This is a genomic window from Variovorax ginsengisoli, from assembly GCF_030486595.1.
Taxonomy (GTDB): domain Bacteria; phylum Pseudomonadota; class Gammaproteobacteria; order Burkholderiales; family Burkholderiaceae_C; genus Variovorax; species Variovorax ginsengisoli_B.
Genome location: NZ_JAUJZH010000030.1, coordinates 59,808 through 75,688, shown reverse-complemented (window position 1 = coordinate 75,688; position 15,881 = coordinate 59,808). Strand labels below are relative to the sequence as shown.

Sequence of the window (15,881 nt, the reverse complement as noted above, 5' to 3'; positions counted from 1 at the left end):
CAAAATGTCGAGACAATACCCCCATTCCATCGGATACGATCCAAATCGCCGACAAGCATTAGAGGCATCCCTCCTGACAGTTGCCTCGCTGGCCACACCGCGCGTCTTCGCGCAGAGCTACCCCAGCAAGCCCATTACGATCGTTGTGCCCTCGCCACCCGGCGGCATTCTGGATTCGACTGCGCGCTTCTCGGGCGACATCCTTGCGAGACGTCTCGGGCAGGCGGTTGTCATCGACAACAAAGGCGGTGGCAGCGGCAACATCGCATACGGCCAAGTGGCACACGCTGCGCCCGATGGTTACACGCTGCTGGCCTCTAACTCGGGTTTCCATCTCATCAACCCAACGCTGACGCCCAGGTTGCCGTGGGCACAGAAGGATCTCGTCCCTATCTCGATGATCGGCACGTCGCCGAATCTCATTTTGGTGAATGCCGAAGTCCCGGTCAAATCGCTGAAGGAGCTCATCGCGTACCTCAAAGCAAACCCGGGCAAACTCGCCTATGCTTCGCAGGGCAACGGCACGATCTCCCACATCGGCACTGAACGTTTCAAGCAGGAGACCGGCACGGACATGCTGCATGTTCCCTATCGCGGTACATCCCCCGCGATGATCGACGTCCTGTCGAATCAAGTGCAGGTGATTTTCGCGACGCCGGCCGCCGTGCAGGGCTACATCAAGCAAGGCAGGCTGCGCGCGCTGGCGGTCGCGTCGAAAACGCGCTATGCGCCGCTTCCGGATGTGCCGACCGCCGCCGAGGCGGGTGTGCCGGACTTCGAGCTCGACACGTGGGTCGCCCTGTGCGCACCCACCGGCACGCCACCGGAAGTCATCGTCCGCTTGTCGCAGCAATTGCAGCAAGCTTTTGCGAACGAAGAGACCCGTCGTACAGCGGAAGACGCCGGCTTCGAATTGCACTACGAATCGCCGCAGGCATTGGCGCAGCGCATCCGTAGGGAGACCAAGTACTGGGCGGCCGTCATTGCGAAGGCCGGTATCCGGGCAGATTGAGCCTCGGGCCGGTGGGGGCGCGCCGGCCCGCATCCGCACTAGGTGTCGAGTTGCAATTGTTCCCGCCGGGTGAGGAAGGCAGGCAGCCAGGCGGTACGTTCCTGGCTGTTGGCCCAAACGCGTCCATAAGGCCCATTCGCGCAGTCCGGTCTGGATGAAGCGCTCCGCCTTGCCGTTTGTTTGTGGTCGGCAAGGCCTGGTAAAGATGTGCTTGATGCCCAGCGTCTGGCAGGTCTTGGCGACCAGCTTGGAGCGGTAGGCCGAGCCGTTGTCGGTGATCAGGCGCTTGATCGTCACGCCTAAGGCGGCGTAGTGCGTCACCGCGGCCTGCAGGAAGGCCACGGCCGAGCCTTTGCGCTCGTCGTCTTGCATCTGCACGAAGCTGGCCCTGGAATGGTCATCAATGGCCACATGGGCAAACTCCCAGCCCGCGCCTTCCACCGAATCGCGCCGACCCCCGTGACGCGATGACTGGGACGCACGAGACGCCCGAGCTTCTTGGTGTCCATGTGCAGCAGTTCGCCAGGGGCCTCGCGCTCGTAGTGCACCACGGGCACAGCGGGTTCGCGCGCCTTCAGGCTGGAAAGGCCCAGGCGACCAAGTAAGCGGCAGATGGTGGCCACGCTGGGCCCGACGACGGCGACGATCCGGCGCATGAGCATTCGCGAGCGGCGCAATTGCTCGATCCGTTGGGTCAGGGCGTTGTCCAGACGCGTGCGCGTTCTCGCGGGTCGCGAACTGCGGTCGCACAGGCCCGCAAAGCCTTGCGCCTGGAAGCGTTCGAGCCACTTGCGGGCGGTGCGCGCGCTGATGCCGGCAGCCTCGGCTGCCGGCATCAGCCCCATCGCGGCAATGCGTTCAATGAGCAATTTGCGCCCTTCAAGGGTCAATCTGGCATTCTTGTGGCTGTTCACCTGGCTATTTCCTCTGGGATGTGCTGAAGCGTCGTAACTCCAGTCTCCCAGACTCTTCCGGGTGAACAACCTATCGCGACATCAAGACTAGGCCGGAATGCGCCATGCGGCCGGAAGGTCCAGCGCCGGCAGTTGCGCCAGGCGCTCGCGCCATTTAAGCTCAATCTCCGCGTTCTTGCAGTAGAGCGGCAGTTGCCCGTTCAACACGCGGCGCATGTTCTCGATCGCTGCCTTCGGGATGGCGTCGTAGAGGTTCCGGGTCTGACCCACCATGTGCGGTGTGAGGATGACGTTGTCCAGCTGCCGCAAAGGACTGTCCACTGGAAGTGGTTCGATCGCGAAGGTGTCCAGTGCCGCGCCCGCGATCCGCCGTCGTCGCAGCGCATCGACAAGTGCCGGCTCATCGATGGCGTCGCCGCGCGCAACGTTGACGATGAAGGCTGACGGCTTCATGCGCTCGATCGCGTCGCCGTTGATCATCTGTCGGTTTTCCGGCGTGATCGCCACGAACACGCCCACGATGTCGGACTGCTGCATCAGGGTCGCAAAGTCGACCAGTTCGACCCCTGCGGGCAGAGACTGTGGATCGACATCCGGACTGCACGCAATGAGTCGCGCACCGAACGGCGCGAGGAGCTGTGCGACCGTACGTCCGATGTTGCCAAGCCCCAGGATGCCCACCGTCATGCCGCGCAGCATGCGTGCGCGGATTTGGCCCGGCGGTGGCTTGGGCTGGCTCTTGCGCAGGACTTCCTCGGTCCGGCGCAGGTCGAAAACCAGGTTCAGCATCAGCATCACTGCGGCCTCGGCCATCGACATGTAGTTCTCTGGCGTCGCGCCGTTGCCGACGATGATGCCCAGCTCCGAAGCGGCCGCCAGGTTCACCGTCTCGACGCCGATCGTAGGGTTGATGACAGCGCGCAGCCTCGGCGCCGATTCCAGCAGCCCGCGCGTGCAGCGTGAGCGCGAGCTGAACATGGCAATGTCCGCCTCACCGAAGAGCTCGGCGTACTGTGCGCTCTCGTAATCGAGGATGGTGCCCGGCACCGGGTCCGGCCCGCGCACCACGCGCAGCCCCCACGAAGTCAGCTCGTCGCACAACGGATCGAGGATCGCGTTGGCCATTGGGTCACGGCACACAAAAATCTGCGGCGTCATCAGCGGTCCTCTTTCGTTGACCTGCGACTATCGACGACTGGAGTCCGAGAGCGCAAATGATAGTTTGGCAGGGACGGTTGACGGCGGCTCAAGCCGCGAAGAAAAGGCAGTGAGCCAGCGGCGAAGTTGATTTCGTGTCAATCTTCACGGCTGTTGCAGCCTTGCTGAGACTTCCGCCACCGAAACGGAAACCGGAGAAACATCATGAGGCAGATCCGACGCATTTTAATCGGTGCACTGCTCTCGCTGTGCGCCCTCCACGCCGTGGCGCAAAGCGACGCTGCCAAGGCGCGCCTGAAGGCCCTCAAGCCGGGCGACTACCCCACCCATCCGATCGAACTCAGCGTGGGATATGCGGCCGGCGGCGGCATGGACATCGTGGCGCGGCTGGTTGCGCAGAAGTTCCAGGACTACACCGGCGAGACGCTGATCATCAACAACCGTCCAGGCGCTGGTGGGCTGCTGTTTCACCGTTGGATCCTCACACAGGCAGCGGCGAACGGTTACTTCATCGGCGTGGCCAATAACGTCATCATCGACGACAGCCTGCTGCGCTCCGAAGGCAAGTGGTCCTACCGCGATGCCGACAACTTGGCCTTCATCAATCTCGAGCCCGTGCTCTGGTTTGCGTCCACTACAGGTCGATTCAAGGACCGGTCGCTGGCCGACATCATTCAGGCCGCAAAGAATGAGCCCAGCAGCGTCAGGGTGGCGACCGTGTCGGCCACCATGCTGGAGATGCTTGCGGAGCAGGTCGAGCAGAAGGCGTCGATCCAGCTCATGAAGGTGCCGTACAACAGCGGGAAGCCCTCCCTCGCAGCCCTGATGGGCAACCACATCGACATCTCCTTCGGCTTCATCGGCGAGGTGCAAGGCTTGGAGGACAAACTGAGGCCGATCGGCGTGGCGAGCGAAACGCCCCTCCCCGCCTTACCCGAAGTTCCGACCTTCAATGCGGTGCTTGGCGCGAAGGATGTGAACTGGTTGATGTGGCGCTATGTCATGGCCCCTAAGGGTCTGCCGGTGGATCGCAAGAACTGGCTGGTCGCCTGCTTCAGCGAAGTCATGAAGGACCGGCAACTCAACGCCGAGTTGGAAAAGCTGGGCGGCATCCCCAATCCGAACATTGATACACCGCAGAGGGTGAGCGCAGAGCTGGACCGCATGGCGTCGGCCGAGCGCAGTTTCTACGTGCAGACCGGAAGACTCAAATGAACACCATCTGCAGATCCCATGACAGCGAACGTGCGCCGCGTGTTTTCGTCGTGCATGACCACATGCTAGAACCGATGTTTGATGGCATCGTGCAAGATCTCGAAGCGCATGGCGTGGAGATCCTGCGCGGACCGGCCAGCCGGGCCGGAGATACTCCGGGCGTGTTGCCACCGGCGTTCATGAGCACCCTGCAGCAGTCCGACATTGCCATGTTCAGTTCACGCGCCGTCTGCGACGCGACCATGTTGACGGCCTGTGCGCCGCGCCTGCGGGCAGTGATCAATCCGACGATCGGCGTCGAGACGGTGGATCTTGCATCCGCCACCGAGCTGGGTATCCTGGTGGGCAACGGTGCCACACCCGAGAACTACCTCGGCATGGCCGAATCCGCGATGATGTTCATGCTGAACCTTTTTCTCAACCTGCGGACGACGGAGCGACATCTGCGGGAGAACAAGCCCAGACCCGCGCCCGACAAGGTGCATGCGCGCACGCTGCGCGGTAAGACCATCGGCATCCTTGGTCTCGGCAACATCGGGCGATCCATCGTCGACATGCTTGCGCCCTTCGGCGTTGAGGTGCTCGCGTTCAGCCCGCGCGCCGATGCCAGCACGGTGCCGCCCGGAGTCGAAATGACCGGCCTGGACGACCTCATGGCGCGCGCTGACCTAGTCTGCGTTTGCATCGCCGTGACGCCGGAAAACCGACAACTCGTCAACGAGCGCACGCTGGGGCTCATGAAACCCTCGGCCTATCTGGTGAACATCGCGCGCGGCGATGCGGTGGACGAGCCGGCATTGATCCGCACCTTGCAGGACTGCCGAATCGCGGGCGCCGCCCTTGACACCTATGTCCATGAGCCGCTGCCCATGGACAGCCCCCTGCGCCAGCTCGACAACGTCATCCTCACGCCGCACGCTGTGGGCTACACCAAGGAGACTGTCGATTCTCTGCGTCGTGCGGCGCTGGAGAACATTCGTCGTGTGGTGATAGGACTGCCCCCGCTGTACTGCAAGAACCCCTCGGCCATCGCGCGCTGGAACACGCGCATCTCATCCATGGACCGCCTGCGCGGCTGGCGTCAGGCCATGAGGGAAGTGATCGCCTGACGACTTGACCTGTGCTCAATCGCTCGCCCCGAAAAGTCGTTTGCGGCGGTGGCCGGACATCCTCAAGATGCTCCAATCTTCACCGTAAAAAAGGTTTGATTTATGTCAGGTCGATTCGACAGTCGGGGCGTCGCAGTAGTCACTGGCGCCGCACAAGGTATCGGGCTGGGGTTGGTGAGCCGGCTCGCCAGCCAGGGCTTCGCAGTGGCGCTCATCGACCGCGATGAGGAACGCCTCGCCCAAGCCGCAGGCCAGCTCGAAAGCAGCGGCGCGAAAGTGGTGAGCGTCGCAGCGGACCTGACGAAGTCGGAATCCGTGACAAAGGCCTTCGAGACGATCAAGCACGCTGCGGGCCCCGTCGACTTTCTGGTCAACAACGCGGGCGCCGAGCGGAACCAGAAGTTCCTTTCGATGACCGAGGCCGAGTGGGACTACATCCTAGACGCCAACCTGCGTTCGCAGTTTCTGTGCTGCAAGGCGGTGCTGCCGGACATGGTCGAGCGCAGCTTCGGCCGCATCGTCAACATCTCGTCGCGCGCATGGCTGGGCGGCTTCGGCCAGGCCAACTACTCCGCGGCCAAGGGCGCGGTGGTCAGCTTGACGCGCAGCCTTGCAATCGAGTTCGCCGCCAAGGGCGTCACCGTCAATGCGATTGCACCCGGCCTCATCGATACCCCGCTTTTCCGCACCTTCAAGCCGGAACTGCAGGAGCAACTGAAGAGGTCAATTCCCGTGCGCCGCATGGGCACGCCCGACGACGTCGGCCTCGCGGTCGACTTCTTTCTCGATCCGGCCGCGTCATACATCACCGGCCAGACTTTGTATGTTTGCGGTGGGCGCAGTCTTTCGTCCGTCAGTGTCTAGGAGCTCAGCATGCCAGTCAATTTCCAGCGTGATGGTGCGGTTGCTATCATCACCCTCGATCGGCCCGAGGCCATGAATGCACTCGACGTCGACGCCCTTCAATCCTTACGACGGCATCTGATGAATGTACGTGACGACGAAGAAATCCGCGCCGCCATCGTCACGGGCACCGGCAAGGCCTTCTGCGTCGGCGCGGACCTGAAAAGCACGTCCAGTTCCGATGCCACCTTTCCGCAGGCACTGTTCAAGTCGACCGAGAAGTCTGCCACGATGGGACTCTACACTCGGCTGCTGGACTTCAACGACCTCGGCTTGTACAAACCACTGGTCGCCGCAGTGAACGGCCATTGCCTCGGCGGCGGCCTGGAACTGGCGCTGCAGTGCGACACGCGCGTCGCGTCTACCAACGCGACCTTCGCACTGCCAGAAGTCTGCGTCGGCTCGATTCCCGCGGTGTCGGGCGTCTACCGGCTCATGAAGGCGGTTAGCTTGGCGCATGCGATGGAAATGAGCCTCACCGGCACGCGCATCGACGCGCCATCAGCACTGGCGCAAGGCCTGGTCACCGCTGTGTGCGAGCCGCCCGATCTGATGGAGCGGGCACTCTCCTTGGCACACAAGATGGCTTCGCATGCGCCGCTGGCGGTACAGGCAATAAAGCGGCTCGCGCGCCAGTGCGGGCACCTCGGCGAGGTCGAGGCGCAGACGATGACGGAGATGGTCTGGGGCACTTTGCGCGACACCGAAGACCGTGCCGAAGGCCGCAAGGCCTTCGTGGAGAAGCGTCAGGCGGTCTACCGTGGCCGCTGAGCTGCTTGACAATCCCTTGCTTGAATCGCTGGGAGTTCGCCCGGGACGATGGGAGGCAAGCCATTGCGAATTGGAGCTTCTCATTCAGTCCGTGCATCTCAACCGAAGCGGCAGTCTGCAGGGCGGCGTGGCGGCGTGGCGGCCGCCATGCTGGACGCCGCGTGCGGGTATGCCGGCCTGATCACCGAACTTGGTGGCGATCCTGGCAGCGGCCTCACGCTGATGCTGACCATTAGCTATCTCGCACGCGCCATCACCGGCCTTGTCACGGCTATCGCACCGTGACACACAGTGGTCGTGGCGTGTACTTTGCACCAGGTGAACTGATCGATGAACACGGCACGCGAATCGCCACGACACAAGGCACCTTCAGGCGCACCGGCTCCCCGCCGATGGCCTGAAGGCTGACGCGACGGCTCAATCCGCCGCAGGCGTTCGCCAGGCAAGTTCGAGCACCGCCCGCAATTCCAGTTCGTTGCGGATTGGACGGATGTTATTGCGCGTCACCATCGGGTGCTGCAGCGCGGGCACGATCATCTCGTCGACCCTGGCGCGTGTCAGTCCGAGGTCTTCGAGGTAGAGCGGCATCTCCAGTCGCTCGAGCAGGTCGCCCAGCACCTCGTGGAAATCGCGCGTTGGTTGCTGGAGCAGCCGCAGCATGCGAGCGTGCTGGTCGGCCGCCCAGCCCTTGAGCCACTTGGCCTGCGCGTACATCAGGGGGCAGGCCGCATCGCTGTGCGGGATGCTGCCGTAGGGGCCGATGATGTGTACCATCCAGTGGCTGAAGCCGTGCGGCACTGACATCTGGCCCATGCCCGTGTACCAGGCTGCGAGCTGGCAGTTGGTGAAAGCCTGTGTGTTCGCCGGATCCTTGAGCAACGGCAGGTTCTCGACGAAGAGCTGAACTGCCTTCTCCGCCAGATGCGTCGCAAAAGGATGGGGCGACGACGAGCAGGCGGTGTTGATCGCGTGGTCCAGGCCGCGAATGCCGGTCGACATCAATAGCTCTGTTGGCGTCTGCGCAAGGATCTTCGGGTCGTAGATGATCGCAATGGGCGAACCATCGGGCACTACGAAGCGGGCCTTGAGGGAGGTCTCTGTGTCGATCGGCGTGCTCACCGGCGTCCACTCCGAAGTAGCGAGCGTGGTCGGGATCGCGATCTGGCGGATTGCCGCCGGTGCCGTCGAAGTCGTGAGCATCTCCGTGCCGTCATCGGAGATCACGAACTGGAGCCGCAGCATGGTTTCGCGGTCGAACGCCTGCTCCGAAATGCTCAGCTGGATTGCCTTGCACATGTCCATCACCGATCCGCCGCCGACCGAAACGATGACGTCGGCGCGCGCTTTCTTGATCGCCTGCGCCGCCTTGATGATATTGGGTAGTGGCGAGTGTTCGCCTACGTCGTCCGTCAGGCCGACGCAGCGGTCGCCGAGCCGGGCGCGCAGGTCCTGGACGATGGAGGTCTGGGTGTTGATGGTCCGCGACGCGACGATGAAGGCGCGCCGGTAGCCGAACAGATCCATCATGGCAGGCAATACTTGCGCGGCCTCGACGTTGTGAAGGATGCGTTCGTGGCCGGTGAAGCGGTAGCGGTAGCTACGAAGGTCAGGGGTGGTCATCGGTTCGCTATTAGCAGGATTGAGGAGAAATTAGATCGATAGAATGGTCACGACGGCCACGGCGGAATCGCCTGCCAACTGGCCGCCATTGTTTTCGGCCAGAGCGACCTTGGCGCCAGGGCGCTGGCGTTCGCCGGCCTGGCCGCGCAGTTGGCGCGTCAGCTCGACCAGTTGCGCGGCACCTGTGGCGCCTACCGGGTGGCCGCGGCTCAGCAGGCCACCGCTTGGGTTGACCGAGATGCGCCCGCCCAGGCCGGTGTCGCCCGAACGGATCAGCCTGGCGGCATCTCCGTCGTCGCACAGGCCCAGGTTCTCGTAATGCATCAACTCGGCCGGCGCGGAGGCGTCGTGCAGTTCAACCACGTGCAGCTCGCGCGGGCCGATGCCCGCCTCTTCGTATGCCTTGTCGGAGGCGGTGACAGCCACCAGTTCGGCATCTTGCACCCCGGGCGCGGAGACGATGGAACAGGCGTCGATGAAGACCGGCGCGACGCCGCGCTGGCGCGCGAACGATTCGGAACACACAACGATCGCCGCCGCCCCGTCGCCGATCGACGAGCACATGAACAGCGTGAGGGGCTCACTCACCATACGGCTGTTCAGTACCTCCTCGACGGTCGTCGGCTTGCGGAACTGGGCGTCTGCGTTGAGCGAACCGGCCAGCCGGCTCTTGACGCAGACGCGCGCGAAGTCGCTGGTGTCGGCGCCGCGGCTGGCCAACCACTTGCGTGCCTTGGCGGCATAGATGTCCATGAAAACCGAACCGCTGCCGCTGCCGACACCTGGCGGCAGCGGCTCGTCGAGATCAACGCCGCGCGCGAATGCGCCGAAGGAAATCCGCTTGTCTTCGTGCGAGAGCTTTTCGGTGCCGACCACGAGTACGCAGTCGTACTGTCCGGCTTGCACGGCCGTGCGCGCCAGATGAAAGGCCGAGCTGCCCGAAGCGCAGGCATTTTCGATGTTGAACATTGGCTTGCCCGCCAGGCCAGTATTGCGCAGGGAAGACTGCGCCCGGATCATTTCCTGGCCGGTCACCACCCCCGCCGCGGCATTGCCGAAGTAGACGCATTGGATATCCTGGGTCTCGACGCGGGCGTCATCCAATGCCTTCGTCACAGCCTCTTCGGACAGGGACTTGAGGTTGCGCTCGAGAAATTTTCCAAACGGCGTCATACCGACGCCGGCGATCACTGCTTTTGGCATGGCTTGCGTCCTCTCAGGGAACCAGAAGTGGAGCGAGGATCTCGAGCGTGTGTTCGCCGAGCAGCGGCGCAGGCCGCATAGGCCCGGCACGATAGGCGCCGTCTAGCCCGTTCGACAGCGGCTTGATCACTTTAATCTCGCCCGCTTCCGGATGGGAGAAAGTCGACGTGAGCGCCGCGTACTTGAACGGCAGCGACGCTACCACCTCGTCGTAGCGTGCTACCGGCCCACAGATAATGTCTTCGCGCTCGAAGGCCGCGAGCAAGTCTTCCGTGCGCCATTGTCGGGTCTTTCCCGCAACGAACTCAAAGAGCTCCGGGCGATGGTGAACCCGCAGGTCCGAACTCGCGAACCGTGCGTCGTCCGCGAGCGCTTCCAGGCCGAGCAGCCCGCAGAAGGCCTGCCAGCGCTTCGGCTGGTAAGCCGCGACCATCAGCCAGCCGTCCTGCGTCGGATAGGCCTCGTTGGGCGCCGCATAGGGCGCGGCGCTGCCGCAGGGCACGGGCGTTTCTCCGTTGGCCAAAAAGCCAGCCAGGCCCGTCTGCTGCAGTTGGATGGCCGCCTCGTACATGCTGATGTCGAGCCAAGCACCTCGGCCAGTCATCGTCCGCACCTTCAAGGCATCGAGCACCGAGATCGTCGCTAGCATGCCCGTCACCATGTCGACGATAGGCGCTTGTATCTTGGCGGGTCTGCCGTCTGCGGCACCGGTGACACTCATCAACCCCGAGGCCCCCTGGATGATGCCGTCGACGCCGGGCTTGAGCCTGAAGGGACTCTTTTGCCCGTAGGCTGAGACGCTGCAGTAGATGAGGCCGGCCTGCCTTTTCGACAGTTCGGTGTAGCCTAGCCCGAGCCGCTCCATCACACCCGGCCGGAAACTCTCGACGACGAGGTCAGCAGTCTCGATCAACTGGCGCGCCTGCGCCAAGTGTTCTGGCTGCTTTAAATCGAGCATCACGCTGCGTTTGTTGCGGTTCAGCGAGAGAAACACCGTTCCGTGGCCGCCAACCCACGGCGGGCCCAGCATGCGACCCAAGTCGCCGTTCGGCCCTTCGATCTTGATAACGTCCGCACCGCGGTCTGCCAGCATCATGGTGCAGGTAGGCCCGGCGGCGACTTGAGTGAAGTCAACAATTCGCAAGCCGGCCAGTGAGCCGGAAGATTCAGTCTGTAGATTTGAGATCATCAGCGCTCGTGGATGGTTAGAGTTAAGCGATCCTGAGCATGTTCCGCGCTATCAGCAAGCGACATTTTTTCCCGCCGGGTTGTCTTCAAGTCAATCCAGCGTTGCGGGCAGGTAGTCGGTTCCATCTCAACACAGCGGCAGCCGCGTTTCTGACAAGCCGTCAGTACGGCATATCGTCCAATCAGAAGCGGACCCTCGCTACTGCGAATCCACGGCCGAGGCTGATACCACGATGTTCCTCGGCCCCATGGACGCGCTTGGAGAGAACTTGTTCGTGGTTGCGCACGATGAACGCAATTCTTGGACGAACCGAGAATTCGTCAAGCCACGGCACCTTTGGTGGCGCAGTTCGGTGACATCGCTCGGGGGGGAAGCCCGCACCGGCGGCCGGTTGTCCGCGGCCTGTGCGGCATCGAAGCCCGACCTCGAGGGTTTGACGCGCTACTACGCGACGTATCTGCGTCCGTCCGCATAGCATCACCGCGAGTGCGACCGCATCCGGCGGTGGCTTCGATGCTGCACGTCTTGGGCAAGTCGACGTTGTGCCTCAAGCCGGCTGCCCGTCGGATTCGAAACCTCACTGTCGACTGCTCGGCTATCTGCGCAACGACTCGGATTCGCTGTCCAACTATAGAAGGCGCTACCAAGCGGGCCGACGCATCTCAAGTGCGTTCGTGGAGTCCGCGCTCAACCAACTCATTGATAAGCTGCTGGCCTCCGTCGCGACATCGCCGAACTCGCTGACCCACAACGTGCCGCCGGTGAACCGTTCGAAGCGCAACATGTCCATGACGCCGACACAGGCAGCGCGGTGGCGAAGAGGTTGAGGTCGCTGGTTGACGACCGCGGCGACAAGAAGGCCACCATTGAATTCGCCCTGGATCGCAAGACCGCCGGCGGATGTGATGCCCGCGGCTTTCAGGTACTCGCCGGCAGCGATGAAGTCATCAATGCTGTCCTGCTTGTTGAAAAGGCGTCCTGCATCGTGCCACTGCTCGCCCTACTAGCCCCCGCCACGGATGTTGGCCACTGCGAACGCACGGCCCTGCTCCACCCAGGCCAACTGCGCCGGAGAATATACCAGCACGTAACTGATGCCGAAGTCTCCATAGGCGGTCAGCAGGGTTGCAGCAGGTGCGGTGACGTCCTTGCGGCGCACGATGAACATGGGCACCTGGGTGCCGTCCTTCGACGCGTAGAAGCATCGCTCGACCGCGCTACGATCGAGGTCGATGGCGGTGCGCGGTTGGGCCCAGATCGCCATGCCGCCAGAGCCGAGGTCGAGTCGGTAGATCGGCGCGCCGTAGCTCGTGAGATCGAAGAAGGCTTCGTTGTCGGAGGCCGGCCGCGAAATCCTCCGGCGCTGCCGATGCCGTGGAGCGCGACCACGCCATCGGCCGTGGCGTCGAGGCGGTAGTACTCGACCTGCGTCTTCGCATCGACGAGATACGAGACGATGAGCCGACCTCCGAGCAGCGTCGCGTCGTTGAGGACTGCTTCCTTCTCTCGGATCAGATCCGTGAAGGTGTATTCGGCGCTGCCGAAGTCGATCGACACGATCTTGCCGCGCTCGGCGTTCTGCTGCGTAATGAGGACGAACCGGGTGCCGATGTTTCCGACAATGGACCAAAAATCGTCGACACCCGGAACGAGCGCGCGCGCTGGCCACCCAGGACTTTGCAAGTCGATGACGGTCGGCGCGCTGCCTCCGGAACCCGGAGACGAATACACGGTTGCATAACGTCCGTCCTCGGTCACGCCGGCCACGTGCACCAGATACGGCTGATCGGGGGTCGAATGGACAAGCCGGTCCTCGCGTTGCGACGTACCCAGCGCATGCAAGTACACCGCATGCCCCGTGAAGCGTGCATCCGCAGTCGCTTCTGTTCCAGGCTCGGGAAAGTGAGTAGAAGAAACCGCTGCCGTCGCTGACCCAGGAGATGCCCGTGAACCTCGCCCACTCGACCCGATCTCCGAGCGTGGCATCGCTGTCGATGTCGAGCGGCCGCCCGCCGCGAACCCGACCAGGTGCATGTCCAGAAGACCGAAGCGGCCCGTCGCGAGCTCGAGCTGCAGCGCGAGGCGCTCGCCCGGAAGGAGTCGGAGCTCACCCAGCGCGAGGCATCCTTCGAGCAGGCCCGGGTGGCGACGATGAGGCCCTGGCGTCCTCGCGCCAAGCTGCCACGGCCATGGAGGCGCAGATGCACACGCAGCAGCAGGAATTCGCTCGCCTGCTCAGCGATGCAGAAGCCGAGGTGCGGCGCCTGCGCAAGGCGTTCGACGAGGCCGTGGCCAGCAAGGAAGCGCTGCGCGAGAACGCGGCGATGGAACTCGGCGCTGCGTAACGCGACCGAGGGAGGCCTTGCAATCTGTGGGGCGATACGGCGCCTACTCGGCTGTCCCCAGTGCTACCACAGGTGTCAGCCTCATGCGGGTTGTGGACCCACACCACAGAATGGGACTCAACCCTCTCTTTGTCGCGAGCCATTGAGCGGCGAAGCGCCACGTGCTACCAATTTGGCCATGCAATAGAAAGTATTCACCTTGATAGCCAATACCCAGCTGCGCGGCGCGATAGCCATACCATTGTGCGGCATGCTGCTGGCATCGATGTCGAGTTGTGGCGGCTCCGGTAGCTCAGGCGCATCCACCCCATTCGCTGGCACCGGCGCGAATGCATCGGCCAAACCAAACATCCTGTTCGTGATCATGGACGACGTAGGGGTCGACCAGATGAAGTCGTTCGGATACGGCGGAATCACGCCACCGGCCATGCCGAATATGACTGCGGTGGCCAGCGCCGGAGTGCGGTTCCGCAATACCTGGTCCATGCCTGAATGTTCGCCTGGACGAGCTGCGATGTTCGCGGGCCGATTCCCGCTTCGCACCAACAACTATGCGGCGCTCGGACCTTACGACCTGGCCAATTCGCAGATCTCGAACAGCGAGATGACCACGCCCAAGTTGCTCAAGCAGGCCAACTACGAAAGCGCCATGTTCGGCAAGTTCCATCTGGCCGGACCCGACAACAACGAGGATGGCAACAACACGCCGATCCAACTGGGCTGGGACTACTTCTATGGCTGGATCCGCGGCGGCCCGGCGTCGATCGACACCACGGCCGGCGGCGTCGCGCCAGAAGGTACCTATTCCTGCGGCTTCGTCCCCGGCGCGGCTGCTGGCGGCGCCGACACGGGTGCCTGCTACCACGCGGACAACTCCTGCAGCACGCTCACGGGCTTGTCTGCGCGAGGTGACGCACCAGGAAAGCAGTGCATGAATGAAGGCGGCATCTTGAAGCCGTCAAGCGCTTGCCAGAGCGTCGTGCCGGCTGGACTCAACTTCACGAAAGCCAATGCCTACTATGTGTCGCCGCTGGTCATCGCCGATGCGAACAGCGTGCAGACGCCACCCAATTCCGACCCGCGCAACCGCGGCTATCGCACCACCATCGAGACGCAAGGCGCCATTGACTGGATCAAGAGCCGCTCCGGCAAGCAGCCCTGGATGGCCACGGTGAGTTACAGCGCGGCGCACACGCCCTACCAGCAAGCCCCTGGCGGCTTGGTGCAAGGCACGCCCGGCGACGGCTTGAAATGTGACGTGTTCGAGCCGCATCGCGTGATCTCGAACAAGATGACGGAGGCGGTGGATTCGGAGTTCGGCCGACTGCTGGTGGAGACCGGCCTCGCCACTCGCAACGCCGATGGAACGCTGGCCTACGACCCCAAGGCCCAGAGCACTGTGATCGTGATCGTGGGCGACAACGGCTCGTTCGCCAACGCCGTGAAGGAGCCCTTTGACATCGGTCGGGCCAAGTCCACCGCCTACCAGACTGGTGTGTGGGTGCCCTTGATCGTCGCCGGCAACGTCGTCGCCAGCCCCAACCGCGACGTCGAACACATGACCAACACGGTCGACGTCTTCCGCCTGTTCGGCGAGATTGCGGGCTTGGACGTCGTGGCGTCCGTTCCCCGCACCATCGACGCCGCGCCGCTGATGCCCTACCTGACGCGCCCTGACCAGGCAAGTATTCGCTCCGTGAACTTCACCCAGGGCGGCTACAACGTCCAGGCCAATGGCCAGCGCAATGGCGCCTGCATCGTCAAGACCGTGATCGGCGGCAAGACGGTGGCGTCGATCTGCACGCAAAGCGTGTTCGACAAGGGGCCGTGTGAAGACAACGCAGGCGTCTGGTGGGGACCGGGCTACACCGATGCATCCGTCATCTCCACCGGCCACCCGAACGACGTGGGTTACCGCAGTTGCTGGGAAGTGAACCAAGCCGAGCACAAGGCCAACGTGGCTTTGACGCCGATCGCGGCGGAGATCACGATGGCCGTGCGCAACGACAACTACAAGCTGGTTCGCAACACGGTCCAGACCTATGATCCCACCACGGACACCGGAGGCCCGGTGACAGCAAACGAGTTCTACGCGGTGGACCAAAGCGCTCCCACTCCGAAGATCGACAAGGCTGACCTGGACCTGTTGCCAGCCAAAGCGACTTGGTCCATCCCGATGCTGAATGCCTACAACAGCCTCACGTCCCAGTTGGACACCATCCTGGCATCGCAACCTGCCTGCATCGGTGACGGCAACATCGACGGCGAGGTGAACGGCGCCGACGTCGGCCTTTGGACTCGGATCAACCGGGGGTGGGGTCTGTCGAGCATGTTCGACTTCAACTTCGACGGCAAAACGGACTTCACCGACCTGGCATTGATCCAGCAGAACACCGGCAAGTGCAAGCCGTCGAGCGCCACCTTTTGACGTGTCGATTCGAG

13 protein-coding genes and 3 pseudogenes are annotated in these 15,881 nt (G+C 63.2%); 8 read left to right on the top strand and 8 right to left on the bottom strand.

All coding sequences use genetic code 11. The features are described 5' to 3' along the window. Positions 1–4: 4 nt before the first annotated feature. Complete coding sequence (locus QZH52_RS30885) at positions 5–1,012, top strand: Bug family tripartite tricarboxylate transporter substrate binding protein (protein WP_301814840.1); 1,008 nt, start codon at positions 5–7, stop codon at positions 1,010–1,012. Positions 1,013–1,080: 68 nt separating this feature from the next. On the opposite strand, the pseudogene QZH52_RS30880 reads toward QZH52_RS30885, so the two are convergent. Next, positions 1,081–1,926, bottom strand: a pseudogene (locus QZH52_RS30880) (IS481 family transposase); the annotation flags it as partial. Between the two features lie 87 nt (positions 1,927–2,013). Next, positions 2,014–3,084: a 2-hydroxyacid dehydrogenase gene (locus QZH52_RS30875; RefSeq protein ID WP_301814838.1), complete on the bottom strand. Its 1,071-nt coding sequence runs from the start codon at positions 3,082–3,084 to the stop codon at positions 2,014–2,016. 204 nt (positions 3,085–3,288) lie between these two features. On the opposite strand from QZH52_RS30875, the gene QZH52_RS30870 reads away from it, so the two are divergent. The 5 genes from QZH52_RS30870 (at position 3,289) to QZH52_RS30850 (ending at position 7,367) form a co-directional block, all read left to right on the top strand. Further along, a complete protein-coding gene (locus QZH52_RS30870; protein ID WP_301814836.1) occupies positions 3,289–4,299 on the top strand; it encodes a tripartite tricarboxylate transporter substrate binding protein in 1,011 nt (336 codons plus the stop codon). Next, positions 4,296–5,408 (top strand): NAD(P)-dependent oxidoreductase, encoded by a 1,113-nt coding sequence (locus QZH52_RS30865; RefSeq protein ID WP_301814835.1) that lies wholly within the window; start codon positions 4,296–4,298, stop codon positions 5,406–5,408. Before QZH52_RS30870 ends, QZH52_RS30865 begins: the two co-directional genes overlap by 4 nt. 102 nt (positions 5,409–5,510) lie before the next feature. Then, on the top strand, positions 5,511–6,272 hold the full coding sequence (locus QZH52_RS30860) for an SDR family NAD(P)-dependent oxidoreductase (protein WP_301814834.1): 762 nt from the start codon (positions 5,511–5,513) through the stop codon (positions 6,270–6,272). A 9-nt stretch (positions 6,273–6,281) separates the two neighbouring features. Beyond that, entirely contained in the window at positions 6,282–7,082 is an 801-nt protein-coding gene (locus QZH52_RS30855; RefSeq protein WP_301814833.1) for an enoyl-CoA hydratase/isomerase family protein, read from the top strand. 147 nt (positions 7,083–7,229) lie between these two features. Beyond that, positions 7,230–7,367 (top strand): hypothetical protein, encoded by a 138-nt coding sequence (locus tag QZH52_RS30850; RefSeq protein WP_301814832.1) that lies wholly within the window; start codon positions 7,230–7,232, stop codon positions 7,365–7,367. Between the two features lie 132 nt (positions 7,368–7,499). On the opposite strand, the gene QZH52_RS30845 is transcribed toward QZH52_RS30850, so the two are convergent. The 6 genes and pseudogenes from QZH52_RS30845 to QZH52_RS38735 all read right to left on the bottom strand — a co-directional run. Then, the gene (locus QZH52_RS30845) at positions 7,500–8,702 is read right to left on the bottom strand and encodes an iron-containing alcohol dehydrogenase (protein ID WP_301814831.1); all 1,203 of its coding nucleotides are present in this window, start codon (positions 8,700–8,702) and stop codon (positions 7,500–7,502) included. 30 nt (positions 8,703–8,732) lie between these two features. Then, the gene (locus QZH52_RS30840; RefSeq protein ID WP_301814830.1) at positions 8,733–9,905 is read right to left on the bottom strand and encodes a thiolase family protein; all 1,173 of its coding nucleotides are present in this window, start codon (positions 9,903–9,905) and stop codon (positions 8,733–8,735) included. Positions 9,906–9,918: 13 nt separating this feature from the next. Continuing rightward, entirely contained in the window at positions 9,919–11,094 is a 1,176-nt protein-coding gene (locus QZH52_RS30835) for a CaiB/BaiF CoA transferase family protein (protein ID WP_301814828.1), read from the bottom strand. Between the two features lie 640 nt (positions 11,095–11,734). Further along, positions 11,735–12,082 (bottom strand): annotated as a pseudogene (locus QZH52_RS38740) (prolyl oligopeptidase family serine peptidase); the annotation flags it as partial. Between the two features lie 15 nt (positions 12,083–12,097). Further along, entirely contained in the window at positions 12,098–12,358 is a 261-nt protein-coding gene (locus tag QZH52_RS30830) for a hypothetical protein (RefSeq protein ID WP_301814826.1), read from the bottom strand. A gap of 134 nt (positions 12,359–12,492) precedes the next feature. Then, positions 12,493–13,080, bottom strand: a pseudogene (locus tag QZH52_RS38735) (hypothetical protein); the annotation flags it as partial. Positions 13,081–13,295: 215 nt separating this feature from the next. Here QZH52_RS38735 and QZH52_RS30820 point away from each other — a divergent pair. Together QZH52_RS30820 and QZH52_RS30815 are read left to right on the top strand one after the other, a co-directional pair. Continuing rightward, positions 13,296–13,439: a hypothetical protein gene (locus tag QZH52_RS30820; protein ID WP_301814823.1), complete on the top strand. Its 144-nt coding sequence runs from the start codon at positions 13,296–13,298 to the stop codon at positions 13,437–13,439. Between the two features lie 199 nt (positions 13,440–13,638). Next, complete coding sequence (locus tag QZH52_RS30815) at positions 13,639–15,867, top strand: sulfatase-like hydrolase/transferase (protein WP_301814821.1); 2,229 nt, start codon at positions 13,639–13,641, stop codon at positions 15,865–15,867. The last annotated feature ends 14 nt before the right edge of the window (positions 15,868–15,881 follow it).